Raw genomic sequence first — 16,979 nt, forward strand, 5'->3', positions numbered from 1 at the left:
ACATCCATGCTGAACCATCTGAGGCCCGCGGCCGTCACCCTCCTCGCCATGGCGGCTCTGACCGGGCTCGCCTATCCGCTGGCCATGACCGGCATTGCCGGCGCCGTGTTCCCCCATCAGGCCGCCGGCAGCCTGATCGAGCGGACCGGCGTCGTCATCGGCTCGGAACTGATCGGGCAGACCTTCTCGGGCGAAGCCTATTTCCACGGCCGTCCCTCCGCCGCCGGCAGCGGATATGACGCGTCGAGTTCGAGCGGCTCCAACCTCGGCCCGGCCAATCCGAAGCTGATCGATCGCATCCGCGCCGACGCAGAGAAGCTGAAAAGCGAGAATCCCGGCGTGCCGGTGCCGATCGATCTCGTCACCACATCCGGCAGCGGCCTCGACCCGCAGATCTCGCCCGAAGCGGCCTATTTCCAGATACCGCGCGTCGCCAAGGCACGCGGTCTCGACCCGGCCGCACTCAAGCGGCTTGTCGATGCCGGGATCGGCGGGCGGGAACTGGGTTTCATGGGCGAACCCACCGTCAACGTGTTGAAACTCAACCTCGCTCTCGACGGCCTGTCGAAGAAGTGATCGAATCCTGTCGGAGCCGCCCGGCGGCTCCGACCCCCTACGAGGACGACATGTCGCTTCAGTATGCCAGGAACGCCGACGACAGGCCCTCGCCCGACGCGCTTCTCGAAAGCGCCGAGCGGGAGGCCCGTGGCCGCCTCAAGATCTTCCTTGGCGCCGCGCCAGGAGTCGGCAAGACCTACGAGATGCTATTGGCCGGACGGGCCCGCCGGGCCGACGGAGCCGACGTGGTCCTCGGCATCGTCGAAACCCATGGACGGCCGGAGACCGAAGCGTTGCTCGACGGCTTCGAGATCGTCCCCCGCCTCAGGCTCGGCTACCGGGGCCGAGAGCTCGACGAGATGGATCTCGACGCCATCATCGCTCGCCGCCCCCAGCTCGTGCTGGTCGACGAACTCGCCCACAGCAACGTCGAGGGCAGCCGGCATCCGAAGCGTTACCTCGACGTCGAGGAACTGCTCGACCGTGGCATCGACGTCTACACCACCCTCAACATCCAGCATGTCGAAAGCCTCAACGACGTCGTCGCCCGCATCACCCGCATTCGCGTGCGCGAGACCGTCCCGGATTCGATCATCGATCGGGCCGACGACATCGAGATCATCGACCTGACGCCGGACGATCTCATCAAGCGGCTCCACGAGGGCAAGGTCTACCTGCCGAAGACCGCCGCCCGCGCCACGGCCAACTATTTCTCGCCCGGCAATCTCACCGCCCTGCGCGAGCTGGCGTTGAGGCGCACGGCCCAGCGCGTCGACGATCAGCTCGTCAGCCATATGCAGGCCCATGCCATCGCCGGACCGTGGGAGGCCGGCGACAGGGTTCTGGTTTGCGTCGACGAGCAACCCCGCTCCGCCGCTCTGGTGCGTTACGCGCGCCGGCAGGCCGATCGCCTCAGGGCGCCGTGGGCGGCCATCCACGTGGAAACCGCCCGTTCGGTGGTGCTGGCGGAAGCCGACAAGGGGAGACTGGCCGATCACCTGCGCCTCGCCGAACAGCTCGGCGGCGAAGCGGTGACCATTCCCGGTCAGGACATCGCCCGTGACATCATCCGCCACGCCAAGGCCAACAACTTCACCCATGTCGTCGTCGGCACGCCGAACAAGGAACGGTGGCGGGAGCTGTTCGAGGGGTCGGTTTCGCACGACCTGATCCGCCGCGCCGGCGACATCAGCATCCACGTCATTTCAGGCGCCGATCGTACAGCCGGACAAGCGAAGGGCATCCGCACCGCGCCGCCCGCCCAAACCGTCCGGATCAAGCCTTATCTCGTCTCGACCCTCTACGTCGCCGGTGCGCTTGCCGTCAGCGGCGCCCTCAACAGCTTCCTCGATGTCCGCAATCTCGGCCTCGTCTTCCTCATGGCGGTGCTGGCCTCGGCCATCACATCGGGCCTGTGGCCGGCTCTCTATGCCTGTTTTGCCAGCGCTCTCGCCTTCAACTTCTTCTTCCTCGAGCCCCGCCATACCCTGACCATCAGCGACCCGGAAAGCGTGGTCGCGCTGGTGATCTTCCTCATCGTAGCCGTGACGGCCAGCAACCTCGCCGCGCGACTGCACCGGCAGGCCGCAGCAGCCCGACAGCGGGCGCGGATGACCGAGAACCTCTATCAGTTCTCGCGCAAACTGGCCGGCACCGGCACGCTGGACGACGTGCTCTGGGCCACCGCCTACCAGATCGCCGCCATGTTGCGGCTGCGCGTGGTCGTGCTGATGCCCGATGGCGATACGCTCGCGGTCAAGGTCGGCTATCCGCCTGATGACACGCTGGTCGATGCCGACATCGCCGCCGCCCGCTGGGCCTGGGAACACGAGCAGCCGGCCGGACGCGGCGCCTACACGCTGCCCGGCGCCAAGCGGCTCTACATGCCGCTGCGAACGGGCCGGACGCCGATCGGCGTCATTGGCCTCGACAACGACAAGCCCGGCCCATTGCTGACGCCCGAGGAACAGCGGCTGTTCGACGCGCTCGCCGATCAGGCCGCCGTCGCCATCGAGCGCATTCAGCTCGTCGCCGACGTCGAGCGCGCCCGACTGGCCGCAGAGGCCGACCGGCTGCGGACGGCGCTGCTGTCGTCGATCTCTCACGACCTCAAGACGCCCCTGGCCGGCATTCTCGGGGCCGCCGGCACCCTCAAGGATTACGATGCTTCGCTGCCCGACGCCGACCGGGCCGAGCTCGTTTCGACCATCATCGAGGAATCGGAACGCCTGCACCGCTTCATCGGCAACCTGCTCGACATGACGCGGCTGGAATCCGGCGCCATGCAGCCGAACGCCTCGCTGCATTTCCCGGGCGACATCGTCGGCAGCGCACTGCGCCGGGCCGGTCGGCTCCTTGCTCGCCACACGGTCGAAGTCGCGCTGCCGCCCGACCTGCCGATGCTCAAGATCGACGCCGTGCTGTTCGAGCAGGTCGTCTTCAACTTGCTCGACAATGCCGCCAAATACGCGCCGCCGGCCACCACCATCGCCATCCAGGGATGGCAGGACGGCAACCACGTCATGCTGCGCCTCGTCGATGAAGGCCCCGGCATTCCACCGGAGGATCTCGAACGCATCTTCGACAGCTTCTACCGCGTGCGCAAGACAGACCACGTCCCGGCCGGCACCGGCCTCGGCCTTGCCATCTGCCGCGGCTTCGTCGAGGCGATGGGCGGAACCATCTCGGCAACGAATCGCGCCGACCGCTCAGGGGCGATCTTCACCATCCGCCTTCCCATTCCCCCGCAAACCGAACCCGTGAAAGAGCCATCATGACAGCGCCGGCGATCAAGATACTGGTCGTGGATGACGAGGCCCCCATCCGTCGTCTTCTGCGCGTCGGGCTGACCACGGAGGGTTATGTCGTTCGCGAGGCCGCCGATGCCGCCGCCGCCGTGGCGAGCCTTGCCGAGGAGAAGCCGGACGTCATCATTCTCGACCTTGGCCTGCCCGATGTGCAGGGGCACGACCTTCTCACCGGCTGGCGGGCATCCGGCCTGGAACTCCCCGTCATCATCCTGTCGAGCCGGACCGACGAAACAGGCATCGTCCAGGCACTCGAAGCGGGCGCCGACGATTACGTCACCAAGCCCTTCGGGGTTGCCGAACTGGCGGCGCGTATCCGCGTCGCCTTGCGCCATCGACTGCAACAGCAGGGCGAGCGGCCGATCTTTCAGGCCGGCGACCTGTCCGTCGATCTCGTCAAGCGCATCGTCAAGATGGGAGGGCGGGACGTGGCCCTTTCGCCCAAGGAGTACGACATCCTCCGCCTGATGGTGCAGCATGCCGGCAAGGTGCTGACCCACCAGCATATTCTTCGGCAGGTCTGGGGCGGATCTGCGGACGTTCAATACCTCCGCGTCTACGTGCGCCAGCTTCGCCAGAAGATCGAGCTGAGCCCCGATCAACCCCAGTACATCCTCACCGAGACCGGGGTCGGATACCGCCTCCGCGCCGCCGACTGAGATTGCCAAACCATCCGCGCTTGCGCCGCCCCTTGACGCTTAATGTGAGAAGACCATGGAACTCGCCGATATGATCGACCCCCAGGATGTGCTCGTCGACCATCGGGCCGCCTCCAAGGCGGAACTCCTGCGTGACCTGGCGCACCTCGCGGCCGGACGAACCGGCATCGACGAGACCGTCATTCTGGACCTGTTGACCGGCCGCGAGCGCCTGGGCTCCACGGGCATAGGCAACGGCATCGCCATTCCCCATGCCAATGTGCCCGAACTCAGCGCCCCTTTCACGTTGCTGGTCCGCCTGAGACAGCCCATCGACTTCGAGGCGATCGACGAGGCGCCGGTCGACATCGTCTTCCTGACGCTGTCCCCCGCGCATAGGGGGGCGTCGCATCTCGGTCTGCTCGCCTGCATCGCGAGAAATGCCCGATCGGCCACCTGGCTGGACGCCGTAAGGCTGGCCCGATCTCCAGCCTCCCTTCATGGGCTTCTCTCGGGCACGGGCGCCTGACGGGTGACGCGCACCCGGCTCGCGTCAGCGCAACAGCCCCTGCCCGCCATCGATCCAGACCGGCGTGCCGGTGATGTGCGAGGACGCGTCACTCACCAGGAAGGTGATGAGATGCGCGACGTCTTCCGCCCGCCCCGGCCTGCCGCCGGTAAGCGGAACCTGCCCTTCCGGCCACACCACGGGGATGGCCGTTTCCTCCTCGGCGCGCTTCGTCGTGCTGTCGTCGATATTGGTTTCGATCGCACCGGGGCAGACGGCATTGACGCGGATGCGGTGACGCCCGAGTTCCAGGGCCAGTTGCTGCACCATGGCCAACTGGGCGGCCTTGGTGGCCGCGTAGGCGGTCGCACCGGGAGAGGTGAACGTGCGCGTGCCGTTGATGGAAGAGACGACGACGATGGAGCCGCCACCGCCATTCTTGAGATGAGGCACGGCGAAGCGCAAGGTCAGGTAGGTGCCGCGCAGGTTGACGGCGATCGTCTGGTCCCACTCGTCAGCTTTGATATCCTCGATCGGTGCCCAGGTCCCATTGATGCTGGCGTTGGCGACGACGGCATCCAGGCGACCGAAGCGCTCGACGAGACGGGAGACCGCCGCGCTCATCTGGTCCTCGATGGAGATGTCGGCATCCAGCCGTTCCACCTCGGCGCCGGACCTGCGAAGTAGCTCCGCCACCTCCTCCAGCTCCGATGGCGTACGCCCCAGCAGGCCGACGGCAAATCCGTTCCGGGCCAGTTCGATGGCGGACGCCCGTCCGATGCCCGATCCCGCACCCGTAATCAGAGCAACTTTCTTGTTCGACATGTCATTCTCCTGAACCGACCTTGTGATCCACTCGTACCTCTAGGTTGCAGGCACCCACCGTCCCGGTCGTTCCGACAAGGCCTTCGCCACGGTGGTTGCCGTCTTCCAGTAGAGGACTCAATGCGCTATGATGGTGGCCGGCCCGATTTCCTTTTGGTTGTATCGCGCCCGGCCGTTGCCGTTTTCCGAGTCCCCAAGATCTGTCCGGCTTGTTCTGATTTCCCGGCATGTTTCGACTCGCCAGCCTGAGCGTGCGTGCGTTCGACCGATCGAACCGTTGCGTCAGACGATTGTTCCCTTGTGGCCGCTTTCTCCCGTTTCGGGGGGAACTAATGCATGACGGTTTGGTTCCAAAGACATCTGAGGCGTCCGGCCGCCATCCGGCACAAGAGGTGACGCAAGTGACCCGAAAGTTCGCAATCGCCCCCGCCGACAACGGTGAACAGGTGTCGGACAGGACAATCCCTGACGAACTTCCGGAGGCCCATCTGATCAGGCGCTACGAGCCGCTTGCCGTCCTGGCCGTGGCCTCGGAAGCCTTTCCGGTCGTCAAGACGGGCGGTCTCGCCGACGTCATCGGTTCGCTGCCGAAGGCATTGCTGTCACAAGGCATTGCCACCAGGACCCTCATTCCGGCCTACCCGATGGCGCTCGCCAACTGCGACGACCGCGAGGTCGTGGGGCACATGTCGGTGCTCGGCGAGGAGGTCACCCTGTGGGCCAGCCACTGCCACGAGCTGGAGCTGCTGCTGGTCGACTGCCCCGCGCTGTTCGACCGCCGCGGAGGCCCCTATCTCGACGATCAGGGCCGGAACTATCCCGACAACTGGCGCCGCTTCGCGCTCTTGTCGGCCGTCGGGGCGAGAATTGCCGCGGAAGGCGTGGACGACTGGCGCCCCGACCTCGTTCATCTTCACGATTGGCAGGCCGGGCTCACGGCCGCCTACATGCGGGCGGCGGGCGTTGACGTTCCCAGGGTCGTCACCATTCACAATCTGGCCTTCCAGGGCCAGTTCCCGGCAAGCGTGTTCCCGTCGCTCGGCCTGCCCGACCATTTCTTCCATGTCGACGGGCTCGAGTATTATGGCGACATCAGCTTCCTGAAGGCCGGCATCCGGCTCAGTGACGCGGTGACCACCGTGTCGCCGACCTACGCCCGCGAAATCCTGACCGAAGAGCAGGGAATGGGGATGTCCGGCGTGTTGCAAAGCCGGCGGTCGGTGCTCTCCGGCATCGTCAACGGGATCGACGAAGACGTCTGGAACCCGCTCACCGACCCGTACATTAGCGAGAACTACGATCTTCATTCCATCGAGCGCCGCCGCGCCAACCGCGAGGCAGTCGAACAGACCTTTGGCCTGATACCGGGGGACGGCGCGATCCTCAGCGTCATCAGCCGGCTGACCTGGCAGAAGGGAATCGATCTTCTGGCACCCGTGGTGCAGGGCATCGTCGACCGGGGTGCACGTCTCATCGTCATCGGCGAGGGCGATCCCGACATCGTCTGCGGGCTTGCCGAACAGGCGCGGAAGCACTCCGGTCGCGTGGTCGTGCACGTCGGTTTCAGCGAGGAATCGGCCCACCTGCTTCATGCCGGAAGCGACATCGTCGTCCAGCCATCCCGCTTCGAACCCTGCGGACTGACGCAGCTCTATGCCTTGAGGTATGGCGCCATTCCGGTCGTCGCGCGCACAGGGGGGCTGGCGGAAACGGTGATCGACGCCAACGAAGCGGCAACGGCGGCCGGTGCGGCGACGGGTTTCCAGTTCCACCCCGGCTCGGTCGAGGACCTCTACCAGGCCATCGACCGCGCGCTGACCGCCTACGACAGTTCCGACACCTGGTCCCGACTGCAGACGCAAGCCATGAGGACCAGCTTCGGTTGGGCGCGCAGCGCCGAGCGCTACGCCTGTCTCTACCGACGTCTCGTTCGCGATCATGGCGCGCCAACGCTGGACCATAAGTGACGGCGCGCTTCAACTCGAAACAACTCAGATCATCGGTCCTGCCGCCAATTCATCATTGTAGCCGTCTCCAGGACGTGCCTTGTCGCGGAACAGCCTGCCGGCATGGGCAATATAGGTCTGGATGAAGGGAATGAGCACCGGCGCGCGCAACGGGGGATCCGGATTTTCGAGTATCAGGCGCGCTCCCTCCCTTGCCGAGGATCCGCCCGACCCGTTGTTCGCCGAAAGCGGCCCGAAGCGCGAGCGCCTGTTCACCCACCGCTTTGGGGCGCATGTCCGAGGCCACCCCACGCCATCGAACAAGGCTCCAAGAGGTTGGCTCTCCCTGGATATCGGGGCGGCACCTACTGCTGGACCGCGTGCGGCGGAAACTCCTTCTGATCCTCGCCGCGACCGAGATTTCCACCAAGGCGGATCGCCGCGAAGACCACGATGACGAGAAGCAGCAGCCCCAGGACGAGCATCAGCGGATTGGCGCGCATCTTCGGATCCTTATGCTGCATTGGTTCTCTCGCCCAACCCGGCACCAGCCAACTAGTTCCCCGTCGTCGGCTGAAAGTGGCGTTTTGGGGAACCAATCTCCGTCTGAGCGCTTCAGTAGTTGACGATTCAACAGGGACGGCGCGCGATGGTCATTTTAAGCGTTCTTCTGGTGGGCCTGTTCGGTCTGCTTCTCCTGGGCGGCGGCATCTATCTCGTCGTCCTCGGCGGAAGCGCCTACTACTTTCTCGCCGGCGGCGGCATGCTGATCACCGCCCTGCTTCTCTATCGACGCAGCGCCCATGCCCTCACCGTCTATGCCGCCGTTCTGTTCGGCACGTTGGTCTGGGCTCTCTGGGAAGTTGGCTTCGACTGGTGGCAACTCGGTCCGCGCGGTGGCCTTCCGGTGCTCATCGGCCTCTGGCTGCTGTTGCCGTTCGTGCGGTCGCGGCTCAATCGAGCCCCGATATCTCCCACCTTTCGCAGACCGCCCGCGTTGGCTCTGGCGGTGGCGTGCATCCTGTCGGCCGGCGTTGCCGGCTGGTCGATGTTCGTCGATCCCCATGATCTCGACGGCCGGTTGCCGGAGAAGCAGAACCAGTCGGCCGCCGATCAGCGCGGCGTACCCGACGGCGATTGGTGGCAATATGGCCGGACACCACTCGGGCAGCGCTATTCGCCGCTCGCGCAGATCAAGGTGGACAACGTCGGCGACCTCAAGGAAGCCTGGCGTTATCAGACCGGCGACGTGAAACGGCCGGAGGACGTGGGCGAGACGACCTATCAGGTGACGCCCCTCAAGGTCGGCGACACCCTCTATCTCTGCACGCCGCACAACTGGGCGATCGCGCTCGACGCGGCGACCGGCAAGGAAAAGTGGAAGTACGATCCGCAGGCCGGGCTCAATCCCAACCGTCAGCACCAGACCTGCCGAGGCGTTTCCTACTATCGCGACGCCGCCGCGACGACCGGTGCGGCCTGCGCCGAGCGCGTCTATCTTCCGACCTCCGACGCGCGCCTGATCGCACTGGACGCCCGCACGGGCAGCGTTTGCACCAGCTTTGCCGACCAGGGCGCGTTGCACCTTGAAACCGGCATGCAGCACACCCCGGAGGGCTATTACTATTCCACCTCGCCACCGGTCATCGCCGGGCGAAAAATCATCATCGGCGGCGCCGTCAACGACAACTATTCGACGGAGGAACAGTCGGGCGTCATCCGCGCCTTCGACGTCGATACCGGCACCCTGATCTGGAACTGGGATTCCGGCAACCCCGCCGACACCACGCCGCTACCTCCTGGGCAGACTTACACGACCAACTCGCCGAACAGTTGGTCCGTATTCAGCGTCGACGAGGCGCTCGGGCTCGTCTACGTGCCTCTCGGCAACCAGGTGCCCGACCAGCTCGGCATGGGCCGCAGCGACAACGTCGAGAAATACTCCTCGTCGATCGTCGCCCTGGATGTGGAGACCGGACGCGATCGCTGGGTACGCCAGACCGTCCACCACGACCTCTGGGACATGGACGTGCCGGCGCAGCCGGTTCTCCTCGATCTGACCAGACCCGACGGGACCACCGTTCCCGCGCTCGTCGGCCCCACCAAGCAGGGCGACGTCTACGTGCTCGACCGCCGCACCGGCGAGCCGATCCTGCCGGTCACCGAGGTACCGGCTCCCGGCGGCGCGATTGCCGAGGACTTCACGGCGCCGACCCAGCCGATCTCGGCGCTGTCCTTCGAGCCTCCTCCGCTTCAGGAGAAGGACATGTGGGGCGTGACCATGTTCGACCAGCTGGCCTGTCGCGTCCGCTTCCACCAGCTCAACTACGAGGGGCGATACACCCCACCGTCGTTGAACGGAACGCTGGTCTACCCCGGCAACTTCGGCGTCTTCAACTGGGGCAGCGTCGCCGTCGATCCCGAGCGACAGGTGATGTTCGGCATGCCCACCTATCTCGCCTTCACCTCGCGCCTCGTACCGAGAGCGGACATTCCGCCCCCGGGCGAGAACGAGAAAGGCAGCGAACAGGGCCTCAACCGAAACGATGGCGCGCCTTACGGCGTGGTGATGGGACCCTTCCTGGGGCCGCTCGGCATTCCCTGCCAGGCTCCGCCGTGGGGCTATGTGGCCGGCGCCGACCTCAACACCGGAAAGATCGCCTACAGGCACCGCAACGGCACGGTCTACGACATGACCGCCCTGCCCCTGCCGATCAAGCTGGGCGTGCCCGGCATCGGCGGCCCGATCGTCACCAAGGGTGGCGTCGCCTTCCTGGCCGCGGCGGTCGACAACTATTTGAGGGCCTACGACCTCACGACCGGCAGAGAGCTTTGGAAGGCTCGCCTGCCGGCCGGCGGACAGGCGACGCCGATGACCTACGCCCTCGCTGACGGCCGCCAGATGGTGTTGATCGTCGCCGGCGGGCATGGATCGATCGGGACCAAGGCCGGCGATTACGTGATCGCCTATGCCCTGCCGTGACATGGAGCGGCGCGGAGCCAACTCCCCGCTTCGCGCTCCACCAGCGCGGCCAATGCGATCTTCCGCCGGGCAAACCCGTCCCACGGGAACAAAGGGCGGTATCCGAGGTTCCTTCGCCCCATCGCGACACTCTCAGGAGCAAGGCATGAAGGCGCTGAGCCTGGCATGGCAAGGGCAACATCCGCTGTAAGCGCCTCGCCGACCCGAGCATCGAAGACGACCACGACAAGCAGGACGGCTGCGTCAAGGTGGTCATGAAACCCGAGCTTTGAAGCAAGTCGCAATCCTCTACAGATCCGAAGGAGCCACAAGCATGGCCAAGCAAACGCAAGACCGCACAGCCCCGGCAGCAACGATCCACGACCAGACGCTGTTGCGGGGCAACGGCGGCGAGCTGCATCAGACGCAGTCCGGCGATGCCCCCACCTTGACGACCGCCCAGGGCGCGCCGGTGGCGGACGACCAGAACACCCTGAAGGTGGGCGCACGCGGTCCATCCCTCATCGAAGACTTCCATTTCCGCGAGAAAATCTTTCATTTCGACCACGAGCGCATTCCCGAGCGCGTCGTCCATGCGCGCGGTTACGGCGCGCACGGCTATTTCGAAACCTACGAGTCGCTGGCCGAGTTCACTCGCGCCGACATCTTCCAGCGGGCCGGCGAGAAGACGCCGGCATTCGTCCGTTTCTCGACCGTTGCCGGCTCCAAGGGATCGTTCGATCTCGCGCGCGACGTGCGCGGCTTTGCCGTCAAGCTCTACACCAAGGAGGGCAACTGGGACCTCGTCGGCAACAACATCCCCGTGTTCTTCATCCAGGACGCCATCAAGTTCCCCGACGTCATCCACTCGGTGAAACCGGAGCCCGACCGGGCCTTCCCCCAGGCGCAATCGGCGCATGACAACTTCTGGGACTTCATTTCGCTGACGCCGGAGTCGATGCACATGATCATGTGGATCATGTCCGACCGGGCCATTCCTCGCTCCTTCCGCTTCATGGAAGGCTTCGGCGTCCACACCTTCCGCTTCCTCGACGCCCGCGACGAGTCCACCTTCGTCAAGTTCATCTGGAAGCCCAAGCTCGGCTTGCAGTCGGTGATGTGGAACGAGGCGGTGAAGATCAACGGCGCCGACCCCGACTTTCACCGCCGCGATCTCTGGAACGCCATACAGGCGGGCAACTTCCCGGAGTGGGAGCTGTGCGTTCAGCTGTTCGACCAGGAGTTCGCCGACAAGTTCGACTTCGACGTGCTCGATCCCACCAAGCTCATCCCGGAGGAAATCCTGCCGCCGCGGCCGGTCGGCCGCCTTGTGCTCGACCGGATGCCGGACAACTTCTTCTTCGAGACCGAGCAGGTGGCGTTCATGACGCAGAACGTACCGCCCGGCATCGACTTCTCCAACGATCCGCTGCTGCAGGGCCGGAACTTCTCCTATCTCGATACGCAGCTGAAGCGCCTCGGTAGTCCCAACTTCACCCACCTTCCCATCAACGCGCCCAAGTGCCCGTTCGCCCACTTCCAGCAGGACGGACATATGGCGATGCGCAATCCGGTGGGGCGCGCCAACTACCAGCCGAACTCGTGGGGCGAAGGACCGCGCGAAGATCCCGCGCGCGGCACGCGGTCCTTCCGCGAGCCGATCGACGGAACAAAGGCAAGGTTGCGGCCGGAGAGCTTTGCCGACCACTACAGTCAGGCGCGGCAGTTCTTCAACAGCCAGACGACGGTCGAACAGAAGCACATCGCCATGGCGCTCACCTTCGAGCTCAGCCGATGCGAGAACCCGGTCATTCGCGAGCGCATGGTCGCGCACCTGCTCAACATCGACGAGGCACTCGGCGCCACCGTGGCCGACAAGCTCGGCATCGAAAAGCTGCCGAAGCCGGCCGACGCAGCCGTGCCGCCACGCGACGATCTGCCGGCCTCCCCCGCCCTCAGCATCATCGAGAACGGTCCCGACAGCTTTGTCGGCCGCAAGGTTGGCGTGCTGGTCTCCAACGGCTGCGACGGCAAGCTTCTCAAGGCGTTGCAGAGCGCCATCGAAAAGGAAGGGGCGATGGTCGAGCTGATCGCGCCCAAGGTCGGCGGCGTCGTGACAGCTGACGGCAGCCACCTGCCGGCGCAGTACATGATCGACGGCGGACCGTCGGTGCTGTTCGACGCCGTCGCGCTCGTCCTCTCGGCCGAAGGTGCCCAGATGTTGGCCAAGGAATCGACCGCCCGCGACTTCGTGGCCGACGCGTTCGCCCACTGCAAGTTCATCGCCTTCACCGCCGAAGCCGCTCCCCTGTTCGAGAAAGCCGGCGTTGCGCCGGATGCCGATGAAGGGCTTATCCCGCTTGAGGGCGCTGCGTCGGTGTCCACCTTCCTTGCGAGCTGTCGCAAGCTCCGATTGTGGGCTCGCGAAGCGGCCGTGAAGCTCTAGGACCTGCAAATGGCCGGACAGGGTCTGATCCATGGTCCGTTGGGAGCAGGTGCGCTGCACGTCTGCGTCGACATGCAGCGCATCTTCGGACCCGGCTATCCCTGGGCGATGCCGTGGATGGAGCGGGTGACGCCGGCGATCGAGCGGTTGTGCGACCGGCACGCCGAACGCACGCTGTTCACCCGCTTCATTCCGGCGGCAAGGCCAGGGGAAGGACGCGGCACCTGGAGGCGCTACTACCAGCGCTGGGCCGATATAACGCTCGAAAATCTGGAGGCCGACGCCGTGCGACTGGTTCCGGCCCTGGAGCGGTTCGCTCCGCCGGCCAGGATACTGGACAAGCACGTCTATTCGCCCTGGACCGAAGGAGGGCTCGATGCGCTTCTGTCCGGTTCCGATATCGATACGCTGGTGATCACCGGCGGCGAGACCGACGTCTGCGTTCTCGCCTCGGCGCTTGGCGGCATCGACCGCGGTTATCGGGTGGTGCTGGTCGGCGACGCTCTGTGCAGCTTCATCGACGAGACGCACGACGCCCTGATGGAGCTCTACCTCACCCGCTTCACCGAACAGCTCGAAGTCACCACCGTCGACGAAGTGCTGGAGAGCTGGCGATGACGTCAAGATCCCATGGAACCGCGAAGCCCTCTCGCGGGTTGCTCGATTGAAATCGCTCACCACCATGGAGAGAAGCCATGACCACCCGTCTGCAGGAGCTTGAAGACGAGTATCGCGACTATCTCATCGAAAGTGGCGACGCTCCGCCGGACATCCTTCGCTTCACTGCCCAGGATTTCGTGAGCCGCAACGAGGACCGCGCCGACCCTGAAGGACGCCTCGGCGGCGACCGCTGCGATCCCCGTATCACCGAAATGGCCGCCCTGATCGGCTATCAGGCCTGACGCCCCGCCGAGGCTCCTCGATCCCCGCCTTAGGGCGCCTGCCTCGGCCAACTCTCCCCCGCGTCGTTCCGGACCACCGGACACGCGGGGTTTTCTTTGTCCGTCCGGCTCAGCCGCTTGGCGACCGCTCGAAACTGCCTTATCGAACGGATTGACCAGATTGACAGGACGCCGCACGTCGGCTCAAGCGTGACGGTCGGGATCCGGCCCGAGAAGCTCCGCATTGGCATTCCTGGCGCCGGCACCCTTTCGACCTTCGGATCGGATAGCGCTTACCGGCGTGTTCACCGTCCAGATCGGCGATATACAACCGTATACCTCTTCGATTTCAACGGGAAGACGCCGTCCCAACCAAGCCCGTCACCAAGATCTGACAAGGACTTCAGCCCATGAAACTCGCATCTCCGGCGCCGCTGTCGGTTTGGCGCCCGCTCGCCCTCGACGATTTCCTTGTTGGTGCCCCGCACTACCCCGAGCATGTCGACGAAAGCTACTGGCAGCGCGACGCCAAGCGTATGGCGGCCGCCGGCTTCAACGCGGTCCGCATGGGCGAGTTCGCCTGGCATATCCTCGAACCGCGCGAAGGCGTTTTCGACTTCTCGCTGTTCGACCGGGCGATCGCCATCCTGGGGCAGCATGGCGTCGGCACCATATTTTGCACGCCGACGGCGACGCCGCCACGCTGGTTGACGGCCACCTACCCGGAAGTGCTGCGCGTCGACGAGCACGGCCGCACCGCCAGCCATGGCTCACGCCAGCACGCCGACACCGCCAGCCCGGTCTACCGGCTGCACAGCCGGCGCATCACCCGGGCTTTGGCCGAGCACTATCGCGACAATCCGCACGTGATCGGCTGGCAGACCGACAACGAGCTCAACACCACGGTCTCGACCTCCTATTCGGAAGCGACCGCCCGCGAGTTCCGCCGCTATCTGCGCGGACGCTACAAGACCATCGCCGACCTCAATCACGCCTGGGGCGGCGTTTTCTGGGCACTGGCCTACGACAGCTTCGACCAGGTGGTGCTGCCGCTTTCCGGGGCTCCCGGCCATCCCTCGCCCGGCCACGTTCAGGACTTCCACCGCTTCCTGGCGACAGCCACGGCGGACTTCCAGCACGATCAGGTCGAGATCCTGCGTGCCACCAACGGCAACTGGTTCGTCTTCCACAACCTCGGCCGTCTGGTCGACATCGACTTCCGCGGACAGTTCGGTGAGGATCTCGACTTTCTCGGCTTCGACATCTACCCGATGCTCTACGACGAGATGCAGAGGACAGGTGGTCACGCGGCAACCCAGGCCTTGCACCTCGATGTCTGCCGCGGCTTCACCGGCAACTTCATCGTCCCCGAGCAGGCTTCGGGCTTCGGCAGTCAGCCAACCTTCTCGACCATGACGCCCGAGCCGGGTGAGATGCGTCGCATGGCGATGAGTTCGGTGGCGCGCGGCGCCGACGGCCTGATGTTCTTCCGCTGGCGCCCGGCGCATTTCGGTGCCGAGATCTACTGGATGGGCATCCTTGACCACGACGACGTGCCCCGCCGCCGCTATGAGGAGGCACGCCGCTTTGCCTCGGATATCGCCCGGATCAAGCAGGATCTTCTCGGCACGTCGGTGCGCATGGACGTCGGCATCGCCGGCGCCGACTTCGACAACCAGGAAGCCCACAAGACCTACCCGATCGGCCTGCCGAGCCCGTTCGAAGATGCGACGCGGCTGCATCGCTACTGCTACGACAACGGCATCGCCTGTGGCTTCATCCATCCCGAGGACGATCTCTCGCGCCTCAAGCTGCTCTACATCCCCCACTGGGTGATGTGGAAGCCGGAGTGGCACGAGCCGGTGGAGGCCTTCGTCAGGAACGGAGGCACGCTGGTCGTCGGCGCCATGACCGGAACGCGGGACACCAACAACCACGTCATCCGCACCATGGCCCCAGGGCCGGAACTTGCCGGACTGTGCGGCGTTCGCGTCGAGGAGTTCGGGCGCGTTGCCGAGCCGGGTGCCGACGGATTGTTCTTGCTTCAGGGGGGCGAAGGAGGATCGTACAAGCCGGCGAAGACGCTTCCGGCCGGATCGACCGAACGCCGCTACACCTTCACCCTCGGCAATCGCGAGTACGAAGCCGCCCACCTCTACGAACTGCTTGAGATCGATGGCGACGTCGAGGCCATCGGCCGTTGGAGCAACCGCTTCGCTGCAGGCCGCGCAGCCGTCACCAGTCGCAAGGTCGGTGCCGGACGAGCGATCTACGTCGGCACCTACCTGACCGACGCTTTGGTCGAAGGCCTCGCCGACCAACTGTTTCCGGCTGCCAACGTCGCCCCGCTCATTTCCGACCTGCCGTCAAAGGTCGAGGTGACGATGCGCGAAGCGGAGGATCGCCAGCTTCTCTTCGTCCTCAACACGGATGCCGAACCGGCAACCGTTCCCGGCGTTGCCTCCGGCACCGATCTTCTGACGGGCCGGCCGGTCAAAGGCCCGCTTGCACTGGGGCCCTACGGCTGCGCCGTCATCAAGCTGGACTGAGCCCTGCGAACGCCTCGCCTCCCGGACCGTCGGGAGGCGAAACACCCTTCGCTTTGCCATGAAATTCGCGCTTCGTGGCAGACACTCGTCGATCCGGCAGGGATGGCCGCCCCAGTCAGGCGTTCGACGCGAGTGCGACGGCGTCCGCTCCTGCCGGGTAGCGCAGCCGGGCCGTGGTGTCATTTGCGGCCATCCACACCGCCTCGGCGACGTCGCTTTCCTTGGTCGTCATCGGCGGATTGGCGAAGGCGGCGAAGATGGGGCCTGCATAGTCCGCATAGGTCTCAGGAATGAGATCCATGACGGGAATGTCGGTATTTGCGGCAAAGCGCGTGGTTGGGGCGTAACCGGGCTCCACCAGCTTCGTTCGCACGCCGAACTCCGCGAGTTCATGGGCCAGCGAACCGGTGAAGCCTTCTATGGCCTGCTTGCTGGCGGTATAGGCCGCGGCGAGCGGCATCGGCGCCAGCGTCACGCTGGAGGTCACGTTGACGATCACGCCGGATCGACGCTCGCGCATCTGCGGGATGACTGCCTGCGTCATCGCCATCACCCCGAACGTGTTGGTCTCGAACACCTTGCGCACATGCGCCATTGGGGTTGCCTCGAAGGCGCCGACCACGCCGATACCCGCATTGTTCACCAGGACATCGATCGGCCCCGCGGCCTCCACGGCATCGGCGATGCTGGCGGGTGCGGTGACGTCGAGCGGAAGGACGCGAAGGCGATCCGACCTCGGAAGCACATCTTCGCGTGGCTTGCGCATGGTGGCGATGACGGTCCAGCCTTGGGCATGGAAGTGACGGGCGATCTCCAGTCCATAGCCGGACGAACATCCGGTGATGAGCGCGGTCTTCAT

14 protein-coding genes are annotated in these 16,979 nt (G+C 65.4%); 10 read left to right on the top strand and 4 right to left on the bottom strand.

What is annotated here, in order from left to right:
* The first annotated feature begins 6 nt into the window (after positions 1–6).
* Genes kdpC through QQZ18_RS03085 form a run of 4 tightly spaced genes read left to right on the top strand, consistent with a single transcriptional unit; the run spans position 7 to position 4,532 of the window.
* The gene (gene kdpC / locus QQZ18_RS03070; protein ID WP_284537791.1) at positions 7–576 is read left to right on the top strand and encodes a potassium-transporting ATPase subunit KdpC; all 570 of its coding nucleotides are present in this window, start codon (positions 7–9) and stop codon (positions 574–576) included.
* 50 nt (positions 577–626) lie between these two features.
* Entirely contained in the window at positions 627–3,335 is a 2,709-nt protein-coding gene (locus QQZ18_RS03075) for a sensor histidine kinase (protein WP_284537792.1), read from the top strand.
* The gene (locus QQZ18_RS03080; protein ID WP_284537795.1) at positions 3,332–4,024 is read left to right on the top strand and encodes a response regulator; all 693 of its coding nucleotides are present in this window, start codon (positions 3,332–3,334) and stop codon (positions 4,022–4,024) included. Before QQZ18_RS03075 ends, QQZ18_RS03080 begins: the two co-directional genes overlap by 4 nt.
* A gap of 55 nt (positions 4,025–4,079) precedes the next feature.
* Positions 4,080–4,532, top strand: coding sequence for a PTS sugar transporter subunit IIA (locus tag QQZ18_RS03085; RefSeq protein ID WP_284537796.1), 453 nt, complete (start codon positions 4,080–4,082; stop codon positions 4,530–4,532).
* A 24-nt stretch (positions 4,533–4,556) separates the two neighbouring features.
* Here the strand turns inward: QQZ18_RS03085 and QQZ18_RS03090 are convergent, their stop codons facing one another.
* The gene (locus QQZ18_RS03090) at positions 4,557–5,336 is read right to left on the bottom strand and encodes an SDR family oxidoreductase (RefSeq protein WP_284537799.1); all 780 of its coding nucleotides are present in this window, start codon (positions 5,334–5,336) and stop codon (positions 4,557–4,559) included.
* Between the two features lie 401 nt (positions 5,337–5,737).
* On the opposite strand from QQZ18_RS03090, the gene glgA reads away from it, so the two are divergent.
* The gene (glgA, locus tag QQZ18_RS03095) at positions 5,738–7,303 is read left to right on the top strand and encodes a glycogen synthase GlgA (protein WP_284537801.1); all 1,566 of its coding nucleotides are present in this window, start codon (positions 5,738–5,740) and stop codon (positions 7,301–7,303) included.
* A 24-nt stretch (positions 7,304–7,327) separates the two neighbouring features.
* Here glgA and QQZ18_RS03100 read toward each other — a convergent pair whose 3' ends face one another.
* Both QQZ18_RS03100 and QQZ18_RS03105 read right to left on the bottom strand, forming a co-directional pair.
* On the bottom strand, positions 7,328–7,453 hold the full coding sequence (locus tag QQZ18_RS03100) for a hypothetical protein (protein WP_284537803.1): 126 nt from the start codon (positions 7,451–7,453) through the stop codon (positions 7,328–7,330).
* A gap of 194 nt (positions 7,454–7,647) precedes the next feature.
* On the bottom strand, positions 7,648–7,806 hold the full coding sequence (locus tag QQZ18_RS03105) for a hypothetical protein (protein WP_284537805.1): 159 nt from the start codon (positions 7,804–7,806) through the stop codon (positions 7,648–7,650).
* A gap of 125 nt (positions 7,807–7,931) precedes the next feature.
* Between QQZ18_RS03105 and QQZ18_RS03110 the strand changes: the two genes are divergently transcribed.
* The 5 genes from QQZ18_RS03110 (at position 7,932) to QQZ18_RS03130 (ending at position 16,120) form a co-directional block, all read left to right on the top strand.
* On the top strand, positions 7,932–10,265 hold the full coding sequence (locus QQZ18_RS03110; RefSeq protein ID WP_284537806.1) for a glucose/quinate/shikimate family membrane-bound PQQ-dependent dehydrogenase: 2,334 nt from the start codon (positions 7,932–7,934) through the stop codon (positions 10,263–10,265).
* Between the two features lie 313 nt (positions 10,266–10,578).
* A complete protein-coding gene (katE, locus tag QQZ18_RS03115) occupies positions 10,579–12,690 on the top strand; it encodes a catalase (protein WP_284537809.1) in 2,112 nt (703 codons plus the stop codon).
* Positions 12,691–12,699: 9 nt separating this feature from the next.
* Complete coding sequence (locus QQZ18_RS03120) at positions 12,700–13,308, top strand: cysteine hydrolase family protein (protein WP_284537810.1); 609 nt, start codon at positions 12,700–12,702, stop codon at positions 13,306–13,308.
* Between the two features lie 77 nt (positions 13,309–13,385).
* Complete coding sequence (locus QQZ18_RS03125; RefSeq protein ID WP_284537813.1) at positions 13,386–13,592, top strand: hypothetical protein; 207 nt, start codon at positions 13,386–13,388, stop codon at positions 13,590–13,592.
* A 389-nt stretch (positions 13,593–13,981) separates the two neighbouring features.
* The gene (locus tag QQZ18_RS03130; RefSeq protein ID WP_284537815.1) at positions 13,982–16,120 is read left to right on the top strand and encodes a beta-galactosidase; all 2,139 of its coding nucleotides are present in this window, start codon (positions 13,982–13,984) and stop codon (positions 16,118–16,120) included.
* Positions 16,121–16,235: 115 nt separating this feature from the next.
* Here QQZ18_RS03130 and QQZ18_RS03135 read toward each other — a convergent pair whose 3' ends face one another.
* Positions 16,236–16,979 (bottom strand): SDR family oxidoreductase, encoded by a 744-nt coding sequence (locus tag QQZ18_RS03135; protein WP_284537816.1) that lies wholly within the window; start codon positions 16,977–16,979, stop codon positions 16,236–16,238.

Source organism: Pleomorphomonas sp. T1.2MG-36 (assembly GCF_950100655.1).
Classification (GTDB): domain Bacteria; phylum Pseudomonadota; class Alphaproteobacteria; order Rhizobiales; family Pleomorphomonadaceae; genus Pleomorphomonas.

Bases quoted from the DNA above. Each gene is read 5' to 3' on its own strand.
- QQZ18_RS03085 (WP_284537796.1), top strand. From the start codon at position 4,080: ATGGAACTCGCCGATATGATCGACCCCCAGGATGTGCTCGTCGACCAT.
- QQZ18_RS03105 (WP_284537805.1), bottom strand. From the start codon at position 7,806: ATGCAGCATAAGGATCCGAAGATGCGCGCCAATCCGCTGATGCTCGTC.
- QQZ18_RS03090 (WP_284537799.1), bottom strand. From the start codon at position 5,336: ATGTCGAACAAGAAAGTTGCTCTGATTACGGGTGCGGGATCGGGCATC.
- QQZ18_RS03075 (WP_284537792.1), top strand. From the start codon at position 627: ATGTCGCTTCAGTATGCCAGGAACGCCGACGACAGGCCCTCGCCCGAC.
- QQZ18_RS03080 (WP_284537795.1), top strand. From the start codon at position 3,332: ATGACAGCGCCGGCGATCAAGATACTGGTCGTGGATGACGAGGCCCCC.
- kdpC (WP_284537791.1), top strand. From the start codon at position 7: ATGCTGAACCATCTGAGGCCCGCGGCCGTCACCCTCCTCGCCATGGCG.
- QQZ18_RS03110 (WP_284537806.1), top strand. From the start codon at position 7,932: ATGGTCATTTTAAGCGTTCTTCTGGTGGGCCTGTTCGGTCTGCTTCTC.
- QQZ18_RS03130 (WP_284537815.1), top strand. From the start codon at position 13,982: ATGAAACTCGCATCTCCGGCGCCGCTGTCGGTTTGGCGCCCGCTCGCC.
- QQZ18_RS03135 (WP_284537816.1), bottom strand. From the start codon at position 16,979: ATGAAGACCGCGCTCATCACCGGATGTTCGTCCGGCTATGGACTGGAG.
- QQZ18_RS03120 (WP_284537810.1), top strand. From the start codon at position 12,700: ATGGCCGGACAGGGTCTGATCCATGGTCCGTTGGGAGCAGGTGCGCTG.
- QQZ18_RS03125 (WP_284537813.1), top strand. From the start codon at position 13,386: ATGACCACCCGTCTGCAGGAGCTTGAAGACGAGTATCGCGACTATCTC.
- katE (WP_284537809.1), top strand. From the start codon at position 10,579: ATGGCCAAGCAAACGCAAGACCGCACAGCCCCGGCAGCAACGATCCAC.